An 18400-nucleotide genomic window follows, 5' to 3' on the forward strand; every position below is an offset into this window, starting at 1 on the left:
ACGCGTCGAACTGGGCCCACCAGGACTCGAACCTGGAACCAAAAGATTATGAGTCTTCTGCTCTAACCATTGAGCTATAGGCCCGTGGCGCAAATTGTAACCGTGGCAAGTAAAAACCCGCCAATTACGGCGGGTTTCTGTGTCGCAACTGTGCAACTTCAATCAATATCGAGGAAGCTGCGCAGGGTTTCAGAGCGGCTGGGGTGGCGCAGTTTGCGCAGGGCTTTGGCTTCGATCTGGCGGATGCGCTCGCGCGTCACGTCGAACTGTTTGCCCACTTCTTCCAGGGTGTGGTCGGTGTTCATGTCGATACCAAAGCGCATGCGCAGCACTTTGGCTTCGCGTGGGGTCAGGCCGGCCAATACGTCGCGCACGGTTTCGATCAGGTTGATGTCGGTGGTGGCTTCCACCGGCGACATCACATTGGTGTCTTCGATGAAATCACCTAAGTGGGAATCTTCATCGTCACCGATCGGGGTTTCCATCGAAATGGGTTCTTTGGCGATCTTCATGACCTTGCGGATCTTGTCCTCGGGCATGTCCATTTCTTTCGCCAACTCTTCCGGCGTCGCCTCGCGGCCATATTGCTGGAGCATCTGGCGGCTGATGCGGTTGAGCTTGTTGATGGTCTCGATCATGTGCACCGGGATGCGGATGGTGCGCGCCTGGTCGGCGATCGAGCGGGTGATGGCCTGGCGAATCCACCATGTGGCATAGGTCGAGAACTTGAAGCCGCGACGATGCTCGAACTTGTCCACCGCCTTCATCAGGCCGATGTTGCCTTCCTGGATCAAATCAAGAAATTGCAGGCCACGGTTGGTGTATTTCTTGGCAATCGAAATCACCAGGCGCAGGTTGGCTTCCACCATTTCCTTCTTGGCTTTGCGTGCCTTGGCTTCACCGTAAGAAAGAGCGCGGTTGATCTCCTTGAGATCGACCAGGGTCACCTGCATGGTCTTTTCAATCTGAATGGTGGCTTCTTGCTCGCTGATGATTTTTTCGCGCACATCGCGCAGGGCCGAACCCCACTTCTGCTTGCGCTTGAGCAACTCATCCACCCATTCCAGATTGGTTTGGTTGCCTTCCCAGGCCTTGATGAAATCCTTGCGCGGCATTTTTGCCACGCGGGTGGCCATGTCAAGGATGCGGCGCTCGTGTTCTTTGACCTGATTGACCACATCGCGCAATTGCTTGACCAGCACATCGGTCAATGGCAACGGCAGCTTGAAGGTGACGAACACCTCGGCCATTTCTTCGCGCGCCTTTAGTGCCGGCTTGGATTCGGGGCCGCCCTTGGCCACCGCTTTCAGGAAGCGCGCATGTGCCGCCGCCATGACCTCCATGCGTGCCGCCACTTCCGCCGGATCTGGCCCGGTGGGTGCCGGCTCGTCGGCTTCGCCGTCGGCAGTGTCCTCGTCTTCATCGATTTCGGTATCGGCCTCGTCCACCACCGGTACCACTTCCGGCTCGGGCTCTCCATCATTGAAGCCGACCACAATTTCGGCCAAACGCTTTTTGCCGGCCTTGTGCAGCGCGTAATCTTCCAGCAGCATCTGCGGCGACAGCGGGAAGCTGGCCAGCGCGGCATTCATTTGCGACAAGCCTTCTTCGATGCGCTTGGCAATCGCGATTTCGCCTTCGCGGGTGAGCAAGTCCACCGTGCCCATTTCGCGCATGTACATGCGCACCGGGTCGGTGGTGCGGCCACCCTCGGCATCCAGCGAGGTCAGCGCGGCAGCGGCTTCCTCGGCGGCGGTTTCATCGACTTCGCGGCCACCCACTTGCTGGCCGGCCAGCAACATGGTTTCGACATCAGGCGCAGCTTCGTGCACCTCGATGCCCATGCCATTGATCATGCCGATGATGTCTTCGATCTGCTCCGGATCGACCATGTCGTCAGGCAGGTGATCATTGACTTCGGCATAAGTCAGATAGCCCTGTTCCAGACCCTTGCTGATCAGGATCTTGATGTCGGATTGCGGAGCTGTCTGCCGTTCGTTGGCCATGGGCGGGTACCGTGTCGTGAGGGTTTGCGCGTAACGCAGCAAAGAGAACCAAGCATTATACTGCGCAGCGGAGGCGTACGCTTGAACGTGGTCTGGCGGCGTGGTCGGGGGATGTCAGGGGCGGAGCAGGAAGGTTGCCGGCCCGTCATTGACCAGACTGATCACCATATGGGCACCAAACCTCCCGGTTTCCACCCCCGGCGGGTGCAATTGCCGGCAAATGGTCAGCAATTGGGTAAAGCGCTGTTCAGCCTCCGCCGGCGGTGCGGCCGTGGTGAAGCTGGGTCTCATGCCGCTGCGGGTATCGGCGGCCAGGGTGAACTGACTGACCAACAGCAATTTCCCGCCGATATCCGGCAAAGATCTATTCATCTTGCCGGCATCATCTTCGAAAATGCGATAACCAAGCATGCGCTGGGCGAGCCGATGCAGTTGCGCTTCGGTATCCCCCGGTTCGATCGCCACCAGTGCCAGCAAGCCCGGCCCAATCGCGCCCACCACGGCATCATCCACGCGCACGGCGGCTTCGGTGACACGTTGAAGTAAGGCAAGCATGTCGCCAGTGTAGGCCGCTTCTGCGCGCATGCACGCCTGCGTGGCCTTGCTTACACTGCGTGCATGGTCTCCCTGCTCCGTTTACTCCAACCGCTGCGCAGCACCCGCGCGCCGCCTGCCATCCAGCGCGACATGCTTGCCGTCACCCTGGCCGGTGGCGCTGCGATTGAGGTGCTGCGCGTGCGCGATCCGCGCGCCAAGCGGATCAAGCTGGCGGTGGATGAGCGCGGCGTGCGTTTGACCCTGCCGCTACGCGCCACCCTGCGGGAAGGCGATGCTTTTTTGCAGCAACACCACGCCTGGCTGACGCAGCAATTGCATCTGCATGCCTGCACCTACGGCGAGGCACTGCGTCGCGATGTCACCACCACCTTACCGTTGCGCGGGGTCGAGCTGCCCTTGCATTGGGCACTGGGGCGGGTAACCCGCGTGCAACTGGATGCCGCCGGCACGCTGCGTTGTCAGGCGTCGACGCAGGCCGGCTCCGCCGCGTTGCAGCGTGCGCTGCGGGATTTTTACGAAGCCCAGGGCCGGGCGGATCTGGGGCGTTGGTTGCCGCGTTACTTGCCCGAGTTGCCGCGCCAGCCGCGACGCATCGTGTTCAAGCGCCCCAGCACGTTGTGGGGCTCGCTGGCCCCGGATGCCACGTTGTCACTGGATCTGGCCCTGCTGCTGGCACGCCCGTCTGCGTTCGAATATGTAGTCGTGCATGAACTTTGCCACCTGCTGCATGCCAATCATTCACCGCAGTTCTGGCAGGCCGTGGGGGCACGCTTCCCGCAGTGGCGGGATGAACGCGCCTATTTGCGCAGCGAAGGTCGCGCCTTGAAAGGTCGGCTGCGACAGTTGCTGGCCGGGTAAACGTGCACTCTGCGTTCCCTATGACAGACGCCACTGCATCTTGGGGAATGCATACCATGAATAATTCCATTCGCTACTTGCCTTGCCTGCTGGTCATCGCCAGCGTGATGGCGCTACCTGCCTGCAAGAAAGCGGCTGAAAAGGCCACTGAAGCCGCCATCGAACACGCCACCGGGGTGAAGATGGATAAAGACGGCAACAAGATGACCATCAAGACGGAAAAGGGTGATGTCAATGTCACTGCAGCTGATGCAGGCGGCAATGTGACGCTGCCGGCCAGCTTCCCCGCCGATATTATCTTGCCAAGCAATCACAAAGTGGCCAGCGTGGTGGATATGGCTGGCATGCAGATGGTCAATTTGTCCACCACGCAGGCCTTGAACACGGTATATGCCGATACCGACAAGGGCATGCAAGCCGGTGGCTGGAAGCGCGATGTGGCGATGCAAACCGGCGATGGCGCAACCTTGGCGTTCAGCAAGGACAAGCGGCAAGCCTTCTATCAATTGGGCAAGGCCGATGATGGCGGCACCCAATTGGCAATACGCACCGGCACCGCCGAATAAGCTGAGTCAGCGTCAGCCCTGCAGGAACGCGTGCACGGCGCCGGCGATGTGTGCTGGCTGTTGCATATGCAGGTGGTGACCACCAGGCAACAGCAACAGCTGGCCCTGAGCCAAACGCTGCACACGGCGTTGCCGCTCGGCATCGGGAAGATACGGCTGGGCGGGCGTGGCGAAGATTGCCAATGTGGGGCAGGTGATGGCGTCCAGTACATCGTCCACCTGTTCGCAGGTCATGCGGGTCAGGCTGGGCTGGGTCAGGCGCGAATCGCTGCTCCAAACGTAGCCCCCATCCACTGCGCGCACGCCGCGCTCGACCAACAGCCGCAGCAAGGCAGCATCCAGCCCACTGCCTGGTACCCGGCTGGCATGCAGGCGCGCTTGCACGGCGGTATCGATATCGGGAAACACACGCAACCCGCGTGACTGTCGTTGGCGCTGGGCAGCCAGCGCTTCGCGCATGCGCTTGGCGGTGTGCTGCGGTGCTTCGCTGAGTGCGCCCAGCATCTCGATGACCGCCAAGCGCCGAATCCGCTCGGGGCAGGCGGCCGCCAGCAGGCTGGCAATTCCAGCCCCCATCGAATGCCCCAGCAAATCAAACTGTTGCCAGCCAAGTGCGTCGGCCACATCCAATACCACCATCATGGCAGTGTTGAAGTTGTAATCGCCGCCCACGGGCAAGTGCAGGCTGTGGCCATGCCCGGGCAGATCCAGTGCCACCAGATCCAAACCTTGCAGATATTCGGCCATCGGCAAAAAACTGGCCGCATTATCCAGCCAGCCATGCAGGGCCAGCACTGGCCTGCCGTGCCCATGGTTGCGCAGCGCGCTGAGGCGCCCTTGCGGGGTATCGAAAAAGACTTCGCGCATCACGCCCAACCCGAATCGGAGATGGCCAGTGCCGCCAACGCTTCGGCATGCGCGGCACTGGCATTGAGGCACGGGATATAGCGCAGTGCTTGGCCACCGGCAGTGGTGAAGGCACCTGCATTTTGCATCGAGATTTCTTCCAGCGTCTCCAGACAATCCACCGCAAACCCGGGGCAGACCACATCCACGTTTTTTACCCCATTGCGCGCAAGTGCTTCCAGCGTTGGCAAGGTATAGGGCTGCAGCCAGCGTTCGCGGCCAAAGCGGGATTGATAGGTCAGCAGCAGCTCGGTACGCGGCAGCCCCAATGCACTGGCAATTGCGGTAGCGCTGCCCTCGCAATGGGCCGCATATGGATCGCCCTGGTTCACCAACCGCTGCGGAATGCCATGAAACGACAACACCAATTTTTCGGCGCGGCCATGGGCTGCCCAATGCGCACGAATCGACGCTGCAATCGCCTGCGCCCAGCCCGCATCGGCATGGTAGTCATGCAGCATTTGCACCTGCATGCCGCGTGCGTGCATGGCGATGGCATCGGCCACGCTGGCAGTGGTGGTGGTGGAATACTGCGGATACAGCGGCAACACACGCAGCTGGGATGTGCCTTCGGCCTGCAGTTGTTGCAACGTATCAGCCAGTGCTGGCGCGCCATAACGCATCGCATGCACCACCTTCCACTGTGGCAAGCGTTGTTGCACCGCGTGGGCCAATTGCTCGGTATAGACCGCCAGCGGCGACCCCCCGGGCAGCCAAATCTCGGCATACTTGTGCGCCACCACCGGGCTGCGTCGGGGCAGGATGAGCTTGCGCAGCAAGGGCCGCCACAGCCAGCGCGGCAACTGCACCACCCGGCGATCGGACAGGAATTCATCCAGATACGTCGTCACCGCTTGGGCCGTGGGTGCGGAAGGGGTGCCGAGGTTGACCAGCAGCAGGGTCGGCATGGAGGTTTGATCGCGCATCCGTATAGGATCGCATGCGCCGCAGACGGTGTCGTCCCGACTTATCATTGATTCATGGCGGCCGCGCCACGATGCAACCTTCCCCCACTGCCGCCACGGAGAGCACGATGCCCGCCACCCCGCGCCGTTTGAGCCTTGCCCTAGCCGTTCTGATTGCTGCAGGCAGCGTTGCCGCAGGCACCCGCGAAGACGCCCGTGCTGACGATGCCGTACGCGTGGTCAAGCAGATTCAGGCCATTCCCGAATCCTCCATCCCCGACCGCCTGTTGGATGAGGCCAAGGGTATTGTGGTGGTGCCCGATACCATCAAGGCCGGCTTCATGTTGGGCGGCCGCCGCGGACTGGGCCTGATGTCGGTGAAAACCGCCAACGGTACCTGGTCCAACCCGGTGTTCGTCAAACTGACCGGGGCCAGTTTTGGCCTGCAGGCCGGGGTGCAGTCGGCCGATGTGATTTTGGTGTTCCGCAGTGAGCGTGGGCTGGACAATATCGTCAATGGCAAATTCACCTTGGGTGCCGATGCCGGGGTGGCCGCAGGCCCAGTGGGCCGCAATGCCGCCGCCGCCACCGACGGCGCAATGAAGGCGGAAATCTGGTCGTGGTCGCGCGCGCGCGGGCTGTTTGCCGGCGTTGCGCTGGATGGCGCGGTCTTGCAGATCGATAACGGTGCCAATAGCACCGCGTATGGCGAAGGCAGCACGCCGCGAATGATTTTCGAGGGCCGTGCGCCGCAAGCCGCTTCCGCCACATTGGCCCACTTCCGTGACACCTTGGAAGAAGCCACCGCCGCCGCCCGCTATGCACGCCAGCGCGCCAACCCGCCACCGGCTCCAGTGGCCGAGCCTGGTGCCGCCACGGTACAGCCGCTGGATAGCCACACCCCCGCCACCACCAGCCCGCTACCGGCCACGCAACCTTCGGCAGCGCCGGCGGTCAAACCCTAATATCGTCACATCCTGGTCAACGCGCACTGGGGTATGCGCGTTGTCCGGGTAACATTCGAATTCTCCATTTCAACAAAGGCACGCAATCATGGGCGGTTTAAGCATTTGGCATTGGTTGATCGTGCTCGCCATCGTGATATTGGTGTTTGGCACCAAGAAGCTCACCTCCGGCGCCCGCGATCTTGGCAATGCGGTCAACGAATTCAAGAAAGGCATGAACGGCGATAGCGACAAGCCGCAGGCACGGCTAGGCGAAGACAAGTCGGCAGCATCGGCCGAACAGAAGCAGCACGACAACGCCGCGCAGTAATCCCGCAGCACGCGCATGTTCGATTTTTCGCTAGGCGAAATGCTGGTGGTGGCCTTGGTGGCCTTGGTCGTGCTGGGCCCCGAACGCCTGCCCAAGGCGGCGCGCTTTGCCGGTCTGTGGGTGCGCCGTGCGCGTGCGCAATGGCATTCGGTGCGTACCGAGCTGGAGCAGGAACTGGCCAGTGAAGAACTCAAACGCAGCTTGCAAGAAGGCCGGCAGGTATTGGTTGATACCCGCAGCCAGTTGCAAGACAGCCTGCACGACGCCCACTCGCACTTGCAGGAACTGAGCGAGCACACCGGCGAAGCTGGCATTGAGCACATGCACGTACCGGCCAGCACCGGCCCGGCCACCCGCACTGACACCGGCAAGTACGATGACTGATGCCCGGAGCGATATCGAACGACCGCTGATTGCGCATCTGCTGGAGCTGCGCCTGCGCTTGCTGCGCGGCAGTATTGGCCTGCTGGTGGTGCTGGCCGGCCTGCTGCCGTTTGCCAACAAGCTGTATGGCTATTTGGCACAACCGTTATTGGCCAAGTTGCCCAAAGGCGGGCAGTTGATCGCCACCCAAGTGGCCTCACCCTTTTTTGCGCCAATGAAATTGGCGTTCTTCGTGGCTTTGCTGGTGTCGATGCCGTGGCTGCTGTATCAGGCATGGGCGTTTGTGGCACCCGGGCTGTACAAGCGGGAAAAACGCCTGGCGCTGCCGTTGTTGTCCTCGGCATTGCTGTTGTTCTATGCCGGCTGCGCGTTTGCCTATTACCTCGTGCTGCCGATGGTGTTTGGATTTTTGGCCCGGGTCACCCCAGCAGGGGTGGCGATGATGACCGATATCACGTCCTATCTGGATTTCGTGCTGGTGCTGTTTTTGGCGTTTGGCCTGGCCTTTGAATTGCCGGTGGCCTTGGTCATTTTGGCGCTGCTGGGCTGGGTTACACCCGAGCAGCTGCGCGAAGGTCGTGGTTACGCCATCGTCGGGATTTTTATCGTGGCTGCCGTATTGACCCCACCGGATGTGGTCAGCCAGTTGATGTTGGCGATCCCGATGTGCCTGTTGTACGAGGCCGGGATTATTGCGGCGAAATTCGTGACGCCGCGCAAGCAGGCCGATGGTGCCTCTGCCTGAGCCCGCCCCTGCGCGGTTCTGGATGCGCTATGCGGCGTGGTCGCTGGATGCCGTTTGCCTGTTGCCATGGATCGCGCTGTTGGGTGCCGCGCCCCTGCAACGGGCCATGAGCGAAGCGCTTGCCAGTTTCAGGCAACTGTCGGCAAGCATGGGCCAGCTGATGGAGAGCGCGTTGGCGCAGGGACAGACCCCGCTGGCAATGGCGCTGGCAAGCCTGTCCGATCCGCACCTGCTGGCCGATATTGACCGCCTCGAATCGGCGCTCTTCACCCTCTTGCTGCTGCCACCGGCGCTGTATGCGCTGCTAGCCTGCGTGTATTCGCTCGGGTTTGAACGCTCGCATTGGCAAGCCACGCCCGGCAAGCGCGTGCTGGGCTTGCAGGTAGTGCGCGTGGACGGCGGTGCAATGACACTGGGCACCGCGATGCAGCGATTTTTGGCAGCCGGGTTGAGCTGGATCAGCCTCAATCTTGGGCATGCGCTGGCTGCATTTGCGCCGTATTTGGCGCTGCATGATCGCCTCAGCCGGACGCGTGTACTGGCAGACTCACCAGGGCTGCCCGCTTGGGCCAAAGCATGGTTATGGGCGCAGCTGGCTGCAGGCTTGTTCGCCTGCCTATGGCTGTTCTCGTGGATGCAAAGTGCCATGCAGGCGGCGCTGGATGGCGCGCTTGGCGGGATGTAAGTGCCTCAGGCCTCGAAGCCGTGAATGTGCGTGACCGGCGGCGATGACGCGGCATCACTGAAGGTATCGCGCCATGCCAGATAACTGGCACCCGCCAGCAGGACCAGTACCACCGCGGCAAACCCCACCATCGCCAACATCATCAGCAAGCTACCCACCACCGCGTGAATCAGATTGCCGATCACACCCAGCAAGCCGGCCACCAGCAGCACCACAAATGCAGCCAGCATCAACGCACCCAAGAACAGTACGCCCACCAGCAAATTCGCGCTCAGGTTGATTACCGATGCGCGCAGTGCATGGCGCAGAGCCGTGCTTACATTGCAGCCGGAAAACAGCATCAGCGGAATCGAAAACAGCATCAGCGCATAGCTGAAGTAGTTGAACGCCATCTGCACCAAAAACAGCAAGCCAGGATGCTGCGGCTCCGGCAACACCGGTGCCGCGCCTTGCATCACCGATTGCATGGCTTGCATGTAGTCGTGCCAGTAATCGCCACCGGCAATCGCCATCATCAACAGCCCGCCGATGACCGCCAGTACCACTTGTACCAACCCCAGCCACGCCAAACGCCGCCCCTGCGCGCTGCGCAGCGGGACAAACACATCACGAGCGCGCACCAACCGGCCAGCTTCGGTTTCACGGATGACATGCATCAGGCCACCCAGCAGCACCGGCACCAACACCATGATCACCAGCGTCAACGGCAATGCCACCGCCATCACCACGCCCAAGTCCGGGTTGCTGCCAATCGCCTTGCCACCCAGCATCAGCGTGGCCAAGACCAAGACCATCAGCAACGCCGCGGTATATAACGAGGCAATCGCCAACAACGCCGCCCCGAACACCGCGCGCGGATTTTTTGCACCCAAATCAATTGCCTGCCGAAACCACACCAAGCCCTGACTGGCCGGCAACCTGCGAATGTCCATGCTGCGCCTCGAGAAGATGCGCACAGGATACCGGAGTGCGCGTCAACGCCGCGCGTGACGGACAAATCTGCGCAGGATTTTGCGTGCCAGCGGGGCGGCACTGACCGCGTGCGCCAGCTGCTTGGCATCACGGCCTTCGTGCGTCAATGCGTCCTGCCGTGCATGGATATAGCCGCGCATATGGGTGGTGCTGAATTCGGGATGAAATTGCAGCCCCCACACTTGCTCGCCCCAGCGGAACGCATGGCAGGCATCGTGCGCATTGCGCGCCAACACGGTGGCGCCAGCGGGGGCTTGCAGCACGCTTTGCAGGTGCGTGGCTTGTGCCGGAAAACACGCCGGCAGGCCAGCAAACAAGGGGTCGGTGTGCGCCTGCGGGTGCAGGTCGATGCCGACCGTGCCCATTTCCCGCCCATTTGGGTTGTTGCCTACCTGCCCGCCCAGCGCATGCGCGAGCAATTGGTGGCCGTAGCAGATGCCCAATAGCGGTAGCCCCGCGTGTGCGGCTTCGTGCAGCCAGGTGGCGCTGCGCTCGCTCCAGTCACGGTGCTCGGTCACCATCGCCGCCGAACCGGTGACAATCACCCCGGCAAAGCCTGCGCGGGTGGGCAAGGCTTGACCGGCTTCCACATCCACCACCACCGCCGCATCCCGCGCCAGCCCGGCAGCCACCCGGATCCAGTGTGCAAAGCTGCCATAACGGCGCATCGACGGCGTGGGTTGCCCGGTTTCAAGAATCAGGAACGGTTGCATAGGCAGGAAAGCGCAAGGTGGGTGCGTGTGCGCATTTATACTACTTGGCCACACCGTTGCACCTGGTCAACATGACTGCCCATCGCGTTTCCATCACCTTCCAAGCACTCATCACCCGCCTCAACGCCTATTGGGCCGAGCAGGGCTGCGTGCTGATCCAGCCACTCGACCTGGAAGTGGGGGCCGGCACCTTCCACCCGGCCACCTTCCTGCGTTCGATCGGCCCGGAGCCGTGGAACGCCGCCTACGTGCAGCCCAGCCGTCGCCCCACCGACGGCCGTTATGGCGAAAACCCCAACCGCTTGCAGCGCTATTACCAGTACCAGGTGGCGCTGAAGCCCTCGCCCGACAATATCGTCGAGCTGTATTTCGATTCGCTCAAACAGTTGGGTATCGATCCGCTGGTGCACGATTTGCGCTTGGTCGAAGACAACTGGGAATCGCCCACGCTGGGTGCGTGGGGCCTGGGTTGGGAAGTGTGGCTGAACGGCATGGAAGTGACCCAGTTCACCTACTTCCAGCAAGCCGGCGGCCTGGAATGCCGGCCGGTACTGGGGGAAATCACCTACGGGCTGGAACGACTGTGCATGTATTTGCAAAACTGCGACAACGTCTATGACCTGGTGTGGACATATGGCCCAGACGGTGCGCCAGTGAGTTATGGCGATGTCTATCACCAGAACGAAGTGGAACAGAGCGCCTACAACTTTGAACACGCCAATGTCGAAGAAATGTTCCACCGCTTCGATGCCTGCGAAGCGGAAGCGCTGAAGCTGGTCGAGGCCGGCTTGCCACTGCCGGCGTATGAGCAAGTGACCAAGGCCAGCCACAGTTTCAACCTGCTGGATGCGCGCCGCGCGATCTCGGTCACCGAACGCCAGCGCTACATCCTGCGTGTGCGCAAACTGGCGCAGGCGGTGGCTGAAAGTTATTTCGCCCAGCGTGAAAAGCTGGGGTTTCCGGGGTTGAAGAAAGCCACTGCCAGCACGGAGGCCACGGCATGAGCATGCAGCCGTTATTGATCGAACTGGGCACCGAAGAACTTCCGGTCAAGGCACTGCCCGGTTTGGCGCAGGCGTTGTTCGATGGCGTGGTCGCCGCGCTGGACAAGCGCGGTATCAGCATTGACCGCACACTGGCCAAGCCGCTGTATTCGCCGCGCCGTCTGGCCGTGTTGCTGCCGGGTGTGGCCACTCAGCAGCCGCCGCAAACGTCGGAAGTGTTGGGCCCGTATCTGAACATCGCGCTGGATGCCGACGGCCAGCCGACCAAGGCATTGCAGGGCTTTGCCGCCAAGGCCGGAGTGGACTGGACGGCGCTGGAAAAAACCACCGACAGCAAGGGCGAGCGCTTCGTGCATCGCGCCACCACGGCCGGCGCGGCCACCCGTGCGCTGTTGCAAGACGTGCTGGCCGAGGCGATGGCGGCGATGCCGATCCCCAAGCCGATGCGCTGGGGCGCGCACAGCTACGGGTTTGCGCGGCCGCTGCATTGGCTGGTGGCGCTGCTGGGCGATGAGATCGTGGACGTCGCGGTGCTGGGCATCAGCGCGGGCCGCATGAGCCGTGGTCATCGCTTCATGCACGAAGGCGCGGTGTGGATTGCCCGCCCCGGCGACTACATCGACGCCTTGCGCGCCGCGCATGTATTGGTGGACCCGGACGAGCGCCGCAACCGTGTGCTGGCGGAAGTCGAAGCTGCCGCCAACACCGCCGGTGGCAGTGCGCGCATCACCGACGACAATTTGCAGCAGGTGGTGTGCCTCAACGAATGGCCGGTGGCAGTGGCTTGCGCATTCGAGCGCGAGTTCCTGAGTGTGCCGCAGGAAGCGCTGATCGAAACCATGGAGAGCAACCAGAAGTTCTTCCCGGTGCTGGATGCGCAGGGCCGGCTGACCGAGCACTTCATCGGCATTGCCAATATCGAATCGAAAGCGCCTGCGGAAATCCGCAAAGGCTATGAGCGCGTGATTCGCCCGCGCTTTGCCGATGCCAAATTCTTCTTCGATGAAGATTTGAAGCAAGGCCTGGCGGCGATGGGCGATGGCCTGAACACCGTCACCTATCAGGCCAAACTCGGCAGCGTGGCCGACAAGGTGGCGCGCGTGGCGGCACTGGCCGAAACCATCGCGGCGCAAGTGGGTGCCGACCCCGTGCAGGCGCAGCGCGCAGCGCAGTTGGCAAAAAACGATTTGCAATCGCGCATGGTGAATGAGTTCCCGGAATTGCAGGGCATTGCCGGGCGCTACTACGCGCAACGTGCGGGCGAAACGTCCGAGGTGGCGTTGGCCATCGACGAAGGCTACCGCCCGCGCTTCGCCGCCGACGACATCGCGGCATCAACGCTGGGCAAGGTGCTGGCGATTGCGGAGCGGTTGGACACCTTGGCCGGTGGCTTTGCCGCGGGCCTGAAGCCGACCGGCAACAAGGACCCGTTCGCGCTGCGCCGCAACGCGCTGGGGCTGGCGCGCACCATCATCGAGTCCGGGTTCGAGCTGAACCTGCAAGCGCTGCTGGTTGCCGCCAACAATCAGTTGGCCGGCAAGGGCGTGCAGGCCGATGCACATGAACTCTACGACTTCATCCTCGACCGCCTGCGCGGCTACTTCGCCGATCGCGGCGTGCCGGCCGCGCACTTCACGGCGGTGGCCGAAGGCAAGCCCGCCTCGCTGGCCGACTTCGCCCGCCGTGTGGATGCGATCGGTGTCTTCGCGCAATTGCCGGAAGCCGGCGCACTGGCCGCCGCCAACAAACGCATCGGCAATATCCTGAAAAAAGCCGACATCGCGATTCCGCAGATGGAAGACGCGGCGCTGCTCAAGGAACCGGCCGAACTGGCGCTGGCCGAAGCGGTGGAGGCCGCCTACGCCGATACTGGCTTGGCGCTGGCGCAGGGCGACTACGTGACGGTGCTGACCCGGCTGGCGCAACTGCGCGCACCGGTGGATGCGTTCTTCGATGCGGTGATGGTCAATGCCGAAGACCCCGCCATCCGCGCCAATCGTTTGGCCCTGCTGCAGCGCCTCGCGGCACGCTTGGGCAGCGTGGCGGCGATCGAGCACTTGTCGGTGTGAGTGACCGGCTGTCCGCTTTCACCGCCAGACCTCGATAACTGTGTTGAAGCCGGCACTGGGTCGGCAACGAGGATGGCGTGATGAACGTGGGCGCAAACGTGTGGCGGGCACGCACAAGCGTGTTCGGGCTGATTCTGACGGTTGCAGGGCTATGCTCTGGCGGGGTGATGGCGCAAACCAGTGCCGGAGCCATTGCGGACGGGCGCGGGCGGGTGGTGGCGTTGGCGGCAGGCAGCGACGCAACGTGCGCACTGAATGAACGGGCTGCGGCGCAGTGCTGGGGCAATAATTGGTTTGGAACCCTGCCCCCCCCACGGGGGAACTTCACTGCCGTGACGATGGGTGAGAACTTCGGCTGCGGCCTGCATTCTGATGGCAGCGTCGAATGCTGGGGTGGAAGCAGCAGCGTACAAGCGGTTCCCGCAGGCGCAACATTCACCACCATTGCGGCCGGCGGCGACCATGCCTGCGGCTTGCGCTCCAATGGCACCGTGCTGTGCTGGGGAAGCAATAGCCATGGCGAAGCAACGCCACCAAACAAGGCTGCATTTGCCGCAGTGACGGCCGGCTGGGCACACTCATGCGCATTGACTGCAGCGGGCGTTGCGACTTGCTGGGGTGACAATTTGGCAGGCAGTCTCGACGTTCCCGCCAATGAACGGTTTACCGCAATTACATCGGGCTACTATCACAATTGCGGCCTGCGCGCGAACGGCACGGCGCTTTGCTGGGGTAATAATCAGAACAACAATTTGCCTTCCGGCCAGGTCTATACGGCGTTGGCAGCCGGCGTGAACTTCACCTGTGGGTTGACGCTCAACGGACGCATCGTGTGTGGCGGCGATAACACCTTCGGCCAGGCTTCACCGCCGATCAGCAGGGTAAACACCTATGTTGCACTCACCGCAGGTTATTACCATGCGTGCGCACTGACCGCCGGTGGTCGCGTTGTGTGCTGGGGCAGGAACGACAAGGGCCAGGCGACTGCCCCGAAGGGAGTCTTCGGGATGGGAACCGTTGCCGCCGGTGCCACGCATGCCTGTGATCTGGGTGCCGATGGCAGCCTGGTGTGCTCGGGCTCCAACAGCTCCGGTGAAGCAACGCCACCGGCCGGTAGCTATGCCGATGTTGGCGCCGGCGGTGGCTACAGCTGTGCACGCTCGGCGGCCGGTGCGCTGTCATGCTGGGGGTTCAATGACAGCAACCGCGCTAGCCCGCCCACTGGTCAATATGCCGACATGCGGGTGGGAAGTTTGGGTGGCTGTGCGCTGAGCGGGAACGGAGGATTCGGCTGCTGGGGCTGGAACAATAGCGGACAAAACATGCCTGCGATTCTGCCCATCGGCATCGGTGCCTACTACCGCCAGCTCGGCCGTGGCAGCTTCCACGGCTGCGGCATCGTCAATGACGGCAGCGCACGTTGCTGGGGCAACAACGGCAGCGGCGCCCTCAATGTTCCGGGGAGTGGCTGGTTGGCGATTGGCGAGGGCAGCCAGTTCAGCTGCGGCCTGCGCTCCACTGGCAGCGTGGTTTGCTGGGGTGGGCCCATGACCACTACGCCGGTACCCACCGGTTACTTCAAGGCGTTGGCAACCGGCGAGGATCATGCCTGTGCGATTCGCGACAACGGCGAGCTGGCCTGCTGGGGCGACAACTCCCACGGCCAGGCGTCACCTCCGGCAGGGCGCTTTGTACATGTCAGCGCGTCGTACTACCAAAGCTGTGCGGTGCGTGACGATGGCACCCGCACTTGCTGGGGCACCCCCTGATTTTGCATTGTTCCAGGCACTGTTCAATGACGGGGCTTCGGCCCCGTCTGTGTCTGCATCAGGCGTCGATATTGGCTTGGCTGGCGTCCGCCAATGCGGGCTGTTCGCCAGTCGTTCGCCCTGTATCCGGGCTGATTTTTTCGATGGTGTGGCGTAATTCGCGGCCCAGCACCACGCGCGCATCCTTGGCCCAGGCGTTGAGACGCTCATCGAACATCAACTTGCTGCTGTCGGGGTTTGGCCACACCAGTTTCAGCTCACGCAGTTGCTGGATGAAGCTGCGGAACAGCGCTTTATCGAAGAACTCGGGTGCAGCCGGCGCGTACAGCAGCGATAGCCGTTGTGCGGCAAGCTGGCACATGCTTTCCAGCTCGCCAGCACCCAGCACGCCGGGGCCGTTTTTCACCAGCACGCTGATGGCGATGTAATAGCGCTCGAACGCTTGCTGCAAGGTGTGGCCGAGCGCGCGCAGGCGGAACACTTCGTCACTTTGACCGGCATTGCGCTGCAAGATGCCGCCATCGTCCTCGCTGACTTGCTCCAGCAGGCCTTCGTGGATGAACACCTCGATGGTGCGGTCGATGCGCTGTGCAAAGGTGTCGGCATCCCACGGCAAAAACAGCTCGGCCTGCAAGAACGGATACAGGCTGCGTCCGATTTGCTGCAATTGCCGCCGCCCCATGCGCCGGTTGTTCTGGAAGCACACCGCAATCCACGACGAGGCGGTGAACAGGTGCAGCACATTGTTGCGGAAATACGACAACAGCACCGCTTGGTCGCCTTCCACACCCAACACATCGCCCAGTGGGTGTTGGGTGCGGGTAATCAGACCAATTTCTTCGCCATGCGCAATGATTTGCTGCGGGGTGTGCGGCGTTACCGTGACCCATTCGGAATACGCCACGTCCGCCAACAAGGTTTTCGACAGCGCGATCTGCGCCAGCAGGTCGGCTTCGCCCATCGCGTGCTTGGGCGTGGACAACAGTGCCAATGCCAGCAGATTGATTGGGTTGACGTCGGCGGCACGATTGACATTGACCTGAATCTTCTGCGCCAGCGCATCCACTACGCGCGCAAACCATGCCGGCTTTGCGTCATCGGCGACTGGCTGGCCATCCCAGTCAGGTGCGTGTTGCGCGAGGACATCCGCCAATTGGATGCGCTCGCCAAAGTTCACTACCACTTGCCCGTAATTGCTGCGCAGCACTTTGGGAATGCCGGTGATCAGCTGCCAAATCGATTCTTTTTCTTTCGGCTTGCCGGATAATTCATCCAGATAGCTGCGGCCTTCCATCAGTTTTTCATAGCCGATATACACCGGCTGAAACAGCATCGGCCGGGTCGGCTGGCGCAGATAGGCGCGCACCGTCATCGCCAGTGAGCCGCCCTTGGGTTGCAACAGGCGGCCGGTGCGTGAACGCCCGCCCTCGATGAAATACTCGATGGAATAACCACCGGCCACCAACTGCGCCATGTATTCGCGGAACACCGCAGAATACAGCGCGTTACCCTTGAAACTGCGTCGCGCAAAGAACGCACCGCTGCGGCGCAGGATGCTGCCGACCACCGGCAAATTGAGATTGATGCCGGCAAAAATATGCGGCGGCACCACGCCGTGGGAATACAACAAATAACTCAGCAGCAAGTAATCCATGTGGCTGCGGTGGCTGGGCACGTATACCACTTCGTGGCCCGGTGCTTCCTGCTTGAATTTATCCAGGTGATGCACCAGCACGCCGCGATAGATGCGGTTCCACACCGGCGTCAGCAAAAAGCTGACCGAGCGCACCACGGTGTTGGAATAGTCGGCGGCGATTTCCCAGAAATAGGCATTGGCTTTCTTCCATGCCTCCTCCGGCTTGCTGTTGTCGCGGCGCGCCTGATCGGCAATGGCGTCCTTCACCAGCGGTGCCGATAACACTTGCTCGGACAACATGCGGCGGGTGGACAAATCCGGACCAATCACCACTTCACGCACACGCCGGAAATGGGTACGCAGGACACGCGACACCTTGCGTACGGCACGTTCGGGCGGCAGCTCTTCGGCCAGCGATTCGCGAATCGACATCGGTGTCGCAAACTGCACCAAGGTATCGCGCCCATTGAGCAGGATGGCCAGCAAGCGGCGGAAGCGCCCCACCAAGGTCCAGTTTTCCGAGAACAGCACCGAGAACCAGCCGCTGCTGCGCTTGGGGGCTTGCCCCACGAAGATCGACACCGGCACCAGTTGCACGTCCAATGCCGGCTTGTCTCGGTGCGCCTGCAGCAAGCGTGCCAGCGAGCCTGAATGGGTCTTGTGCTCGGCCCCGGGCAACAGGCCCAACGCATTGGCATGCCGGCGCGACAGGGCAACATAGGCACGCTTGCGGCCCAGCGGATCACCGCTGATCGGTTGCAACGGCAGCGGCAGCCCGGCCTCGCGGCAGGCACGCTGCAAGATCAGTGCGTTGGACAGGCCATAGTCTTCCAGCACATAGCAGATCGGGCGTTGATCCTCATGGCCACGTACCGAGTCTGCCGCAATATCCAACTGCAGCCACGGATCCAGCACCGCGCCCAGCCCCCGTGCCCACCACGGCACGCGTACCTTGCTGGTGCGCAGTGGTGGCGCAGGCAGCGTTGGCGAGGCCTCCGTTATTGCTGCAGGCTTGGCGGTTGCGGTGTCGTCGGTTACCGGCGCGGCCGTAGCGGGCGGGGCTTTCGCAGTCAGAAATTCAGGCAGCGGTAACGGCGCCGCATCCCGCGGCAGGGTGCCCTCCGGTGCAGCCGCATCGGCCACAGACGCAGGGTCGTTGGTATTGGGCGGGTCAAACAGGTTGGCCTGCGGAGGGGGCTGACGATTTGGCATCCCCCGCATTATGGCCGAGAGGCGCATCCAAGGGGCGGCTATGGGAGGTCGCGGCAGGGCGCGTTTGTGCGGAGGAGGTCACGTTTCAAGGCAGACAAAAAGGGCCACCCCGAAGGGCGGCCCTGGTCTTGCGGCCT

17 protein-coding genes and 1 tRNA gene are annotated in these 18400 nt (G+C 62.2%); 10 read left to right on the top strand and 8 right to left on the bottom strand.

Going from position 1 to position 18400, the window contains the following annotated elements; all coding sequences use genetic code 11:
- Positions 1-11: 11 nt before the first annotated feature.
- The 3 genes from QWB57_RS09095 to dtd form a co-directional block, all read right to left on the bottom strand.
- Positions 12-84: transfer RNA gene (locus QWB57_RS09095), tRNA-Ile, on the bottom strand.
- A gap of 74 nt (positions 85-158) precedes the next feature.
- Positions 159-2006 (bottom strand): RNA polymerase sigma factor RpoD, encoded by a 1848-nt coding sequence (gene rpoD / locus QWB57_RS09100; RefSeq protein WP_223629609.1) that lies wholly within the window; start codon positions 2004-2006, stop codon positions 159-161.
- A 114-nt stretch (positions 2007-2120) separates the two neighbouring features.
- On the bottom strand, positions 2121-2561 hold the full coding sequence (dtd, locus tag QWB57_RS09105) for a D-aminoacyl-tRNA deacylase (protein ID WP_223629608.1): 441 nt from the start codon (positions 2559-2561) through the stop codon (positions 2121-2123).
- A 63-nt stretch (positions 2562-2624) separates the two neighbouring features.
- Between dtd and QWB57_RS09110 the strand changes: the two genes are divergently transcribed.
- Both QWB57_RS09110 and QWB57_RS09115 read left to right on the top strand, forming a co-directional pair.
- Positions 2625-3422 carry a SprT family zinc-dependent metalloprotease gene (locus QWB57_RS09110; RefSeq protein ID WP_223629607.1) on the top strand — a complete coding sequence of 266 codons (798 nt, stop codon included), beginning with the start codon at positions 2625-2627 and terminating at the stop codon, positions 3420-3422.
- Between the two features lie 56 nt (positions 3423-3478).
- Complete coding sequence (locus QWB57_RS09115; protein WP_223629606.1) at positions 3479-3988, top strand: hypothetical protein; 510 nt, start codon at positions 3479-3481, stop codon at positions 3986-3988.
- A 12-nt stretch (positions 3989-4000) separates the two neighbouring features.
- Here QWB57_RS09115 and QWB57_RS09120 read toward each other — a convergent pair whose 3' ends face one another.
- Positions 4001-4855, bottom strand: coding sequence for an alpha/beta fold hydrolase (locus tag QWB57_RS09120; protein WP_288969228.1), 855 nt, complete (start codon positions 4853-4855; stop codon positions 4001-4003).
- Entirely contained in the window at positions 4855-5802 is a 948-nt protein-coding gene (gene hemH, locus QWB57_RS09125; protein ID WP_288969230.1) for a ferrochelatase, read from the bottom strand. The genes QWB57_RS09120 and hemH overlap by 1 nt, the downstream gene beginning before the upstream one ends.
- Positions 5803-5927: 125 nt before the next feature.
- On the opposite strand from hemH, the gene QWB57_RS09130 reads away from it, so the two are divergent.
- The 5 genes from QWB57_RS09130 to QWB57_RS09150 all read left to right on the top strand — a co-directional run bounded on the left by QWB57_RS09130 (position 5928) and on the right by QWB57_RS09150 (position 8888).
- A complete protein-coding gene (locus QWB57_RS09130) occupies positions 5928-6764 on the top strand; it encodes a lipid-binding SYLF domain-containing protein (RefSeq protein ID WP_324296325.1) in 837 nt (278 codons plus the stop codon).
- 88 nt (positions 6765-6852) lie between these two features.
- Positions 6853-7074 carry a Sec-independent protein translocase subunit TatA gene (gene tatA / locus QWB57_RS09135; RefSeq protein ID WP_223629603.1) on the top strand — a complete coding sequence of 74 codons (222 nt, stop codon included), beginning with the start codon at positions 6853-6855 and terminating at the stop codon, positions 7072-7074.
- A gap of 15 nt (positions 7075-7089) precedes the next feature.
- The gene (tatB, locus tag QWB57_RS09140; protein ID WP_223629602.1) at positions 7090-7458 is read left to right on the top strand and encodes a Sec-independent protein translocase protein TatB; all 369 of its coding nucleotides are present in this window, start codon (positions 7090-7092) and stop codon (positions 7456-7458) included.
- The gene (gene tatC, locus QWB57_RS09145; RefSeq protein ID WP_223629601.1) at positions 7451-8203 is read left to right on the top strand and encodes a twin-arginine translocase subunit TatC; all 753 of its coding nucleotides are present in this window, start codon (positions 7451-7453) and stop codon (positions 8201-8203) included. Before tatB ends, tatC begins: the two co-directional genes overlap by 8 nt.
- Complete coding sequence (locus tag QWB57_RS09150) at positions 8190-8888, top strand: RDD family protein (protein ID WP_288969232.1); 699 nt, start codon at positions 8190-8192, stop codon at positions 8886-8888. The genes tatC and QWB57_RS09150 overlap by 14 nt, the downstream gene beginning before the upstream one ends.
- Before the next feature lie 5 nt (positions 8889-8893).
- Here QWB57_RS09150 and QWB57_RS09155 read toward each other — a convergent pair whose 3' ends face one another.
- Together QWB57_RS09155 and QWB57_RS09160 are read right to left on the bottom strand one after the other, a co-directional pair.
- Entirely contained in the window at positions 8894-9820 is a 927-nt protein-coding gene (locus tag QWB57_RS09155; RefSeq protein ID WP_288969233.1) for a DUF2189 domain-containing protein, read from the bottom strand.
- Positions 9821-9862: 42 nt separating this feature from the next.
- On the bottom strand, positions 9863-10579 hold the full coding sequence (locus QWB57_RS09160) for a glutamine amidotransferase (RefSeq protein ID WP_223629622.1): 717 nt from the start codon (positions 10577-10579) through the stop codon (positions 9863-9865).
- Positions 10580-10644: 65 nt separating this feature from the next.
- Between QWB57_RS09160 and glyQ the strand changes: the two genes are divergently transcribed.
- From glyQ to QWB57_RS09175, 3 genes are all read left to right on the top strand, one after another.
- Positions 10645-11577 carry a glycine--tRNA ligase subunit alpha gene (gene glyQ / locus QWB57_RS09165; RefSeq protein WP_288969235.1) on the top strand — a complete coding sequence of 311 codons (933 nt, stop codon included), beginning with the start codon at positions 10645-10647 and terminating at the stop codon, positions 11575-11577.
- Positions 11574-13646, top strand: a complete 2073-nt coding sequence (gene glyS, locus QWB57_RS09170) for a glycine--tRNA ligase subunit beta (RefSeq protein ID WP_288969237.1) — start codon at positions 11574-11576, stop codon at positions 13644-13646. Before glyQ ends, glyS begins: the two co-directional genes overlap by 4 nt.
- A gap of 80 nt (positions 13647-13726) precedes the next feature.
- Entirely contained in the window at positions 13727-15415 is a 1689-nt protein-coding gene (locus QWB57_RS09175) for a hypothetical protein (protein WP_288969239.1), read from the top strand.
- 58 nt (positions 15416-15473) lie between these two features.
- Here the strand turns inward: QWB57_RS09175 and plsB are convergent, their stop codons facing one another.
- Positions 15474-18272: a glycerol-3-phosphate 1-O-acyltransferase PlsB gene (gene plsB / locus QWB57_RS09180; RefSeq protein ID WP_288969256.1), complete on the bottom strand. Its 2799-nt coding sequence runs from the start codon at positions 18270-18272 to the stop codon at positions 15474-15476.
- Positions 18273-18400 lie beyond the last annotated feature (128 nt).

The sequence above is a fragment of the uncultured Thermomonas sp. genome, assembly GCF_937872235.1.
GTDB classification, from domain to species: Bacteria; Pseudomonadota; Gammaproteobacteria; order Xanthomonadales; family Xanthomonadaceae; genus Thermomonas; species Thermomonas beijingensis.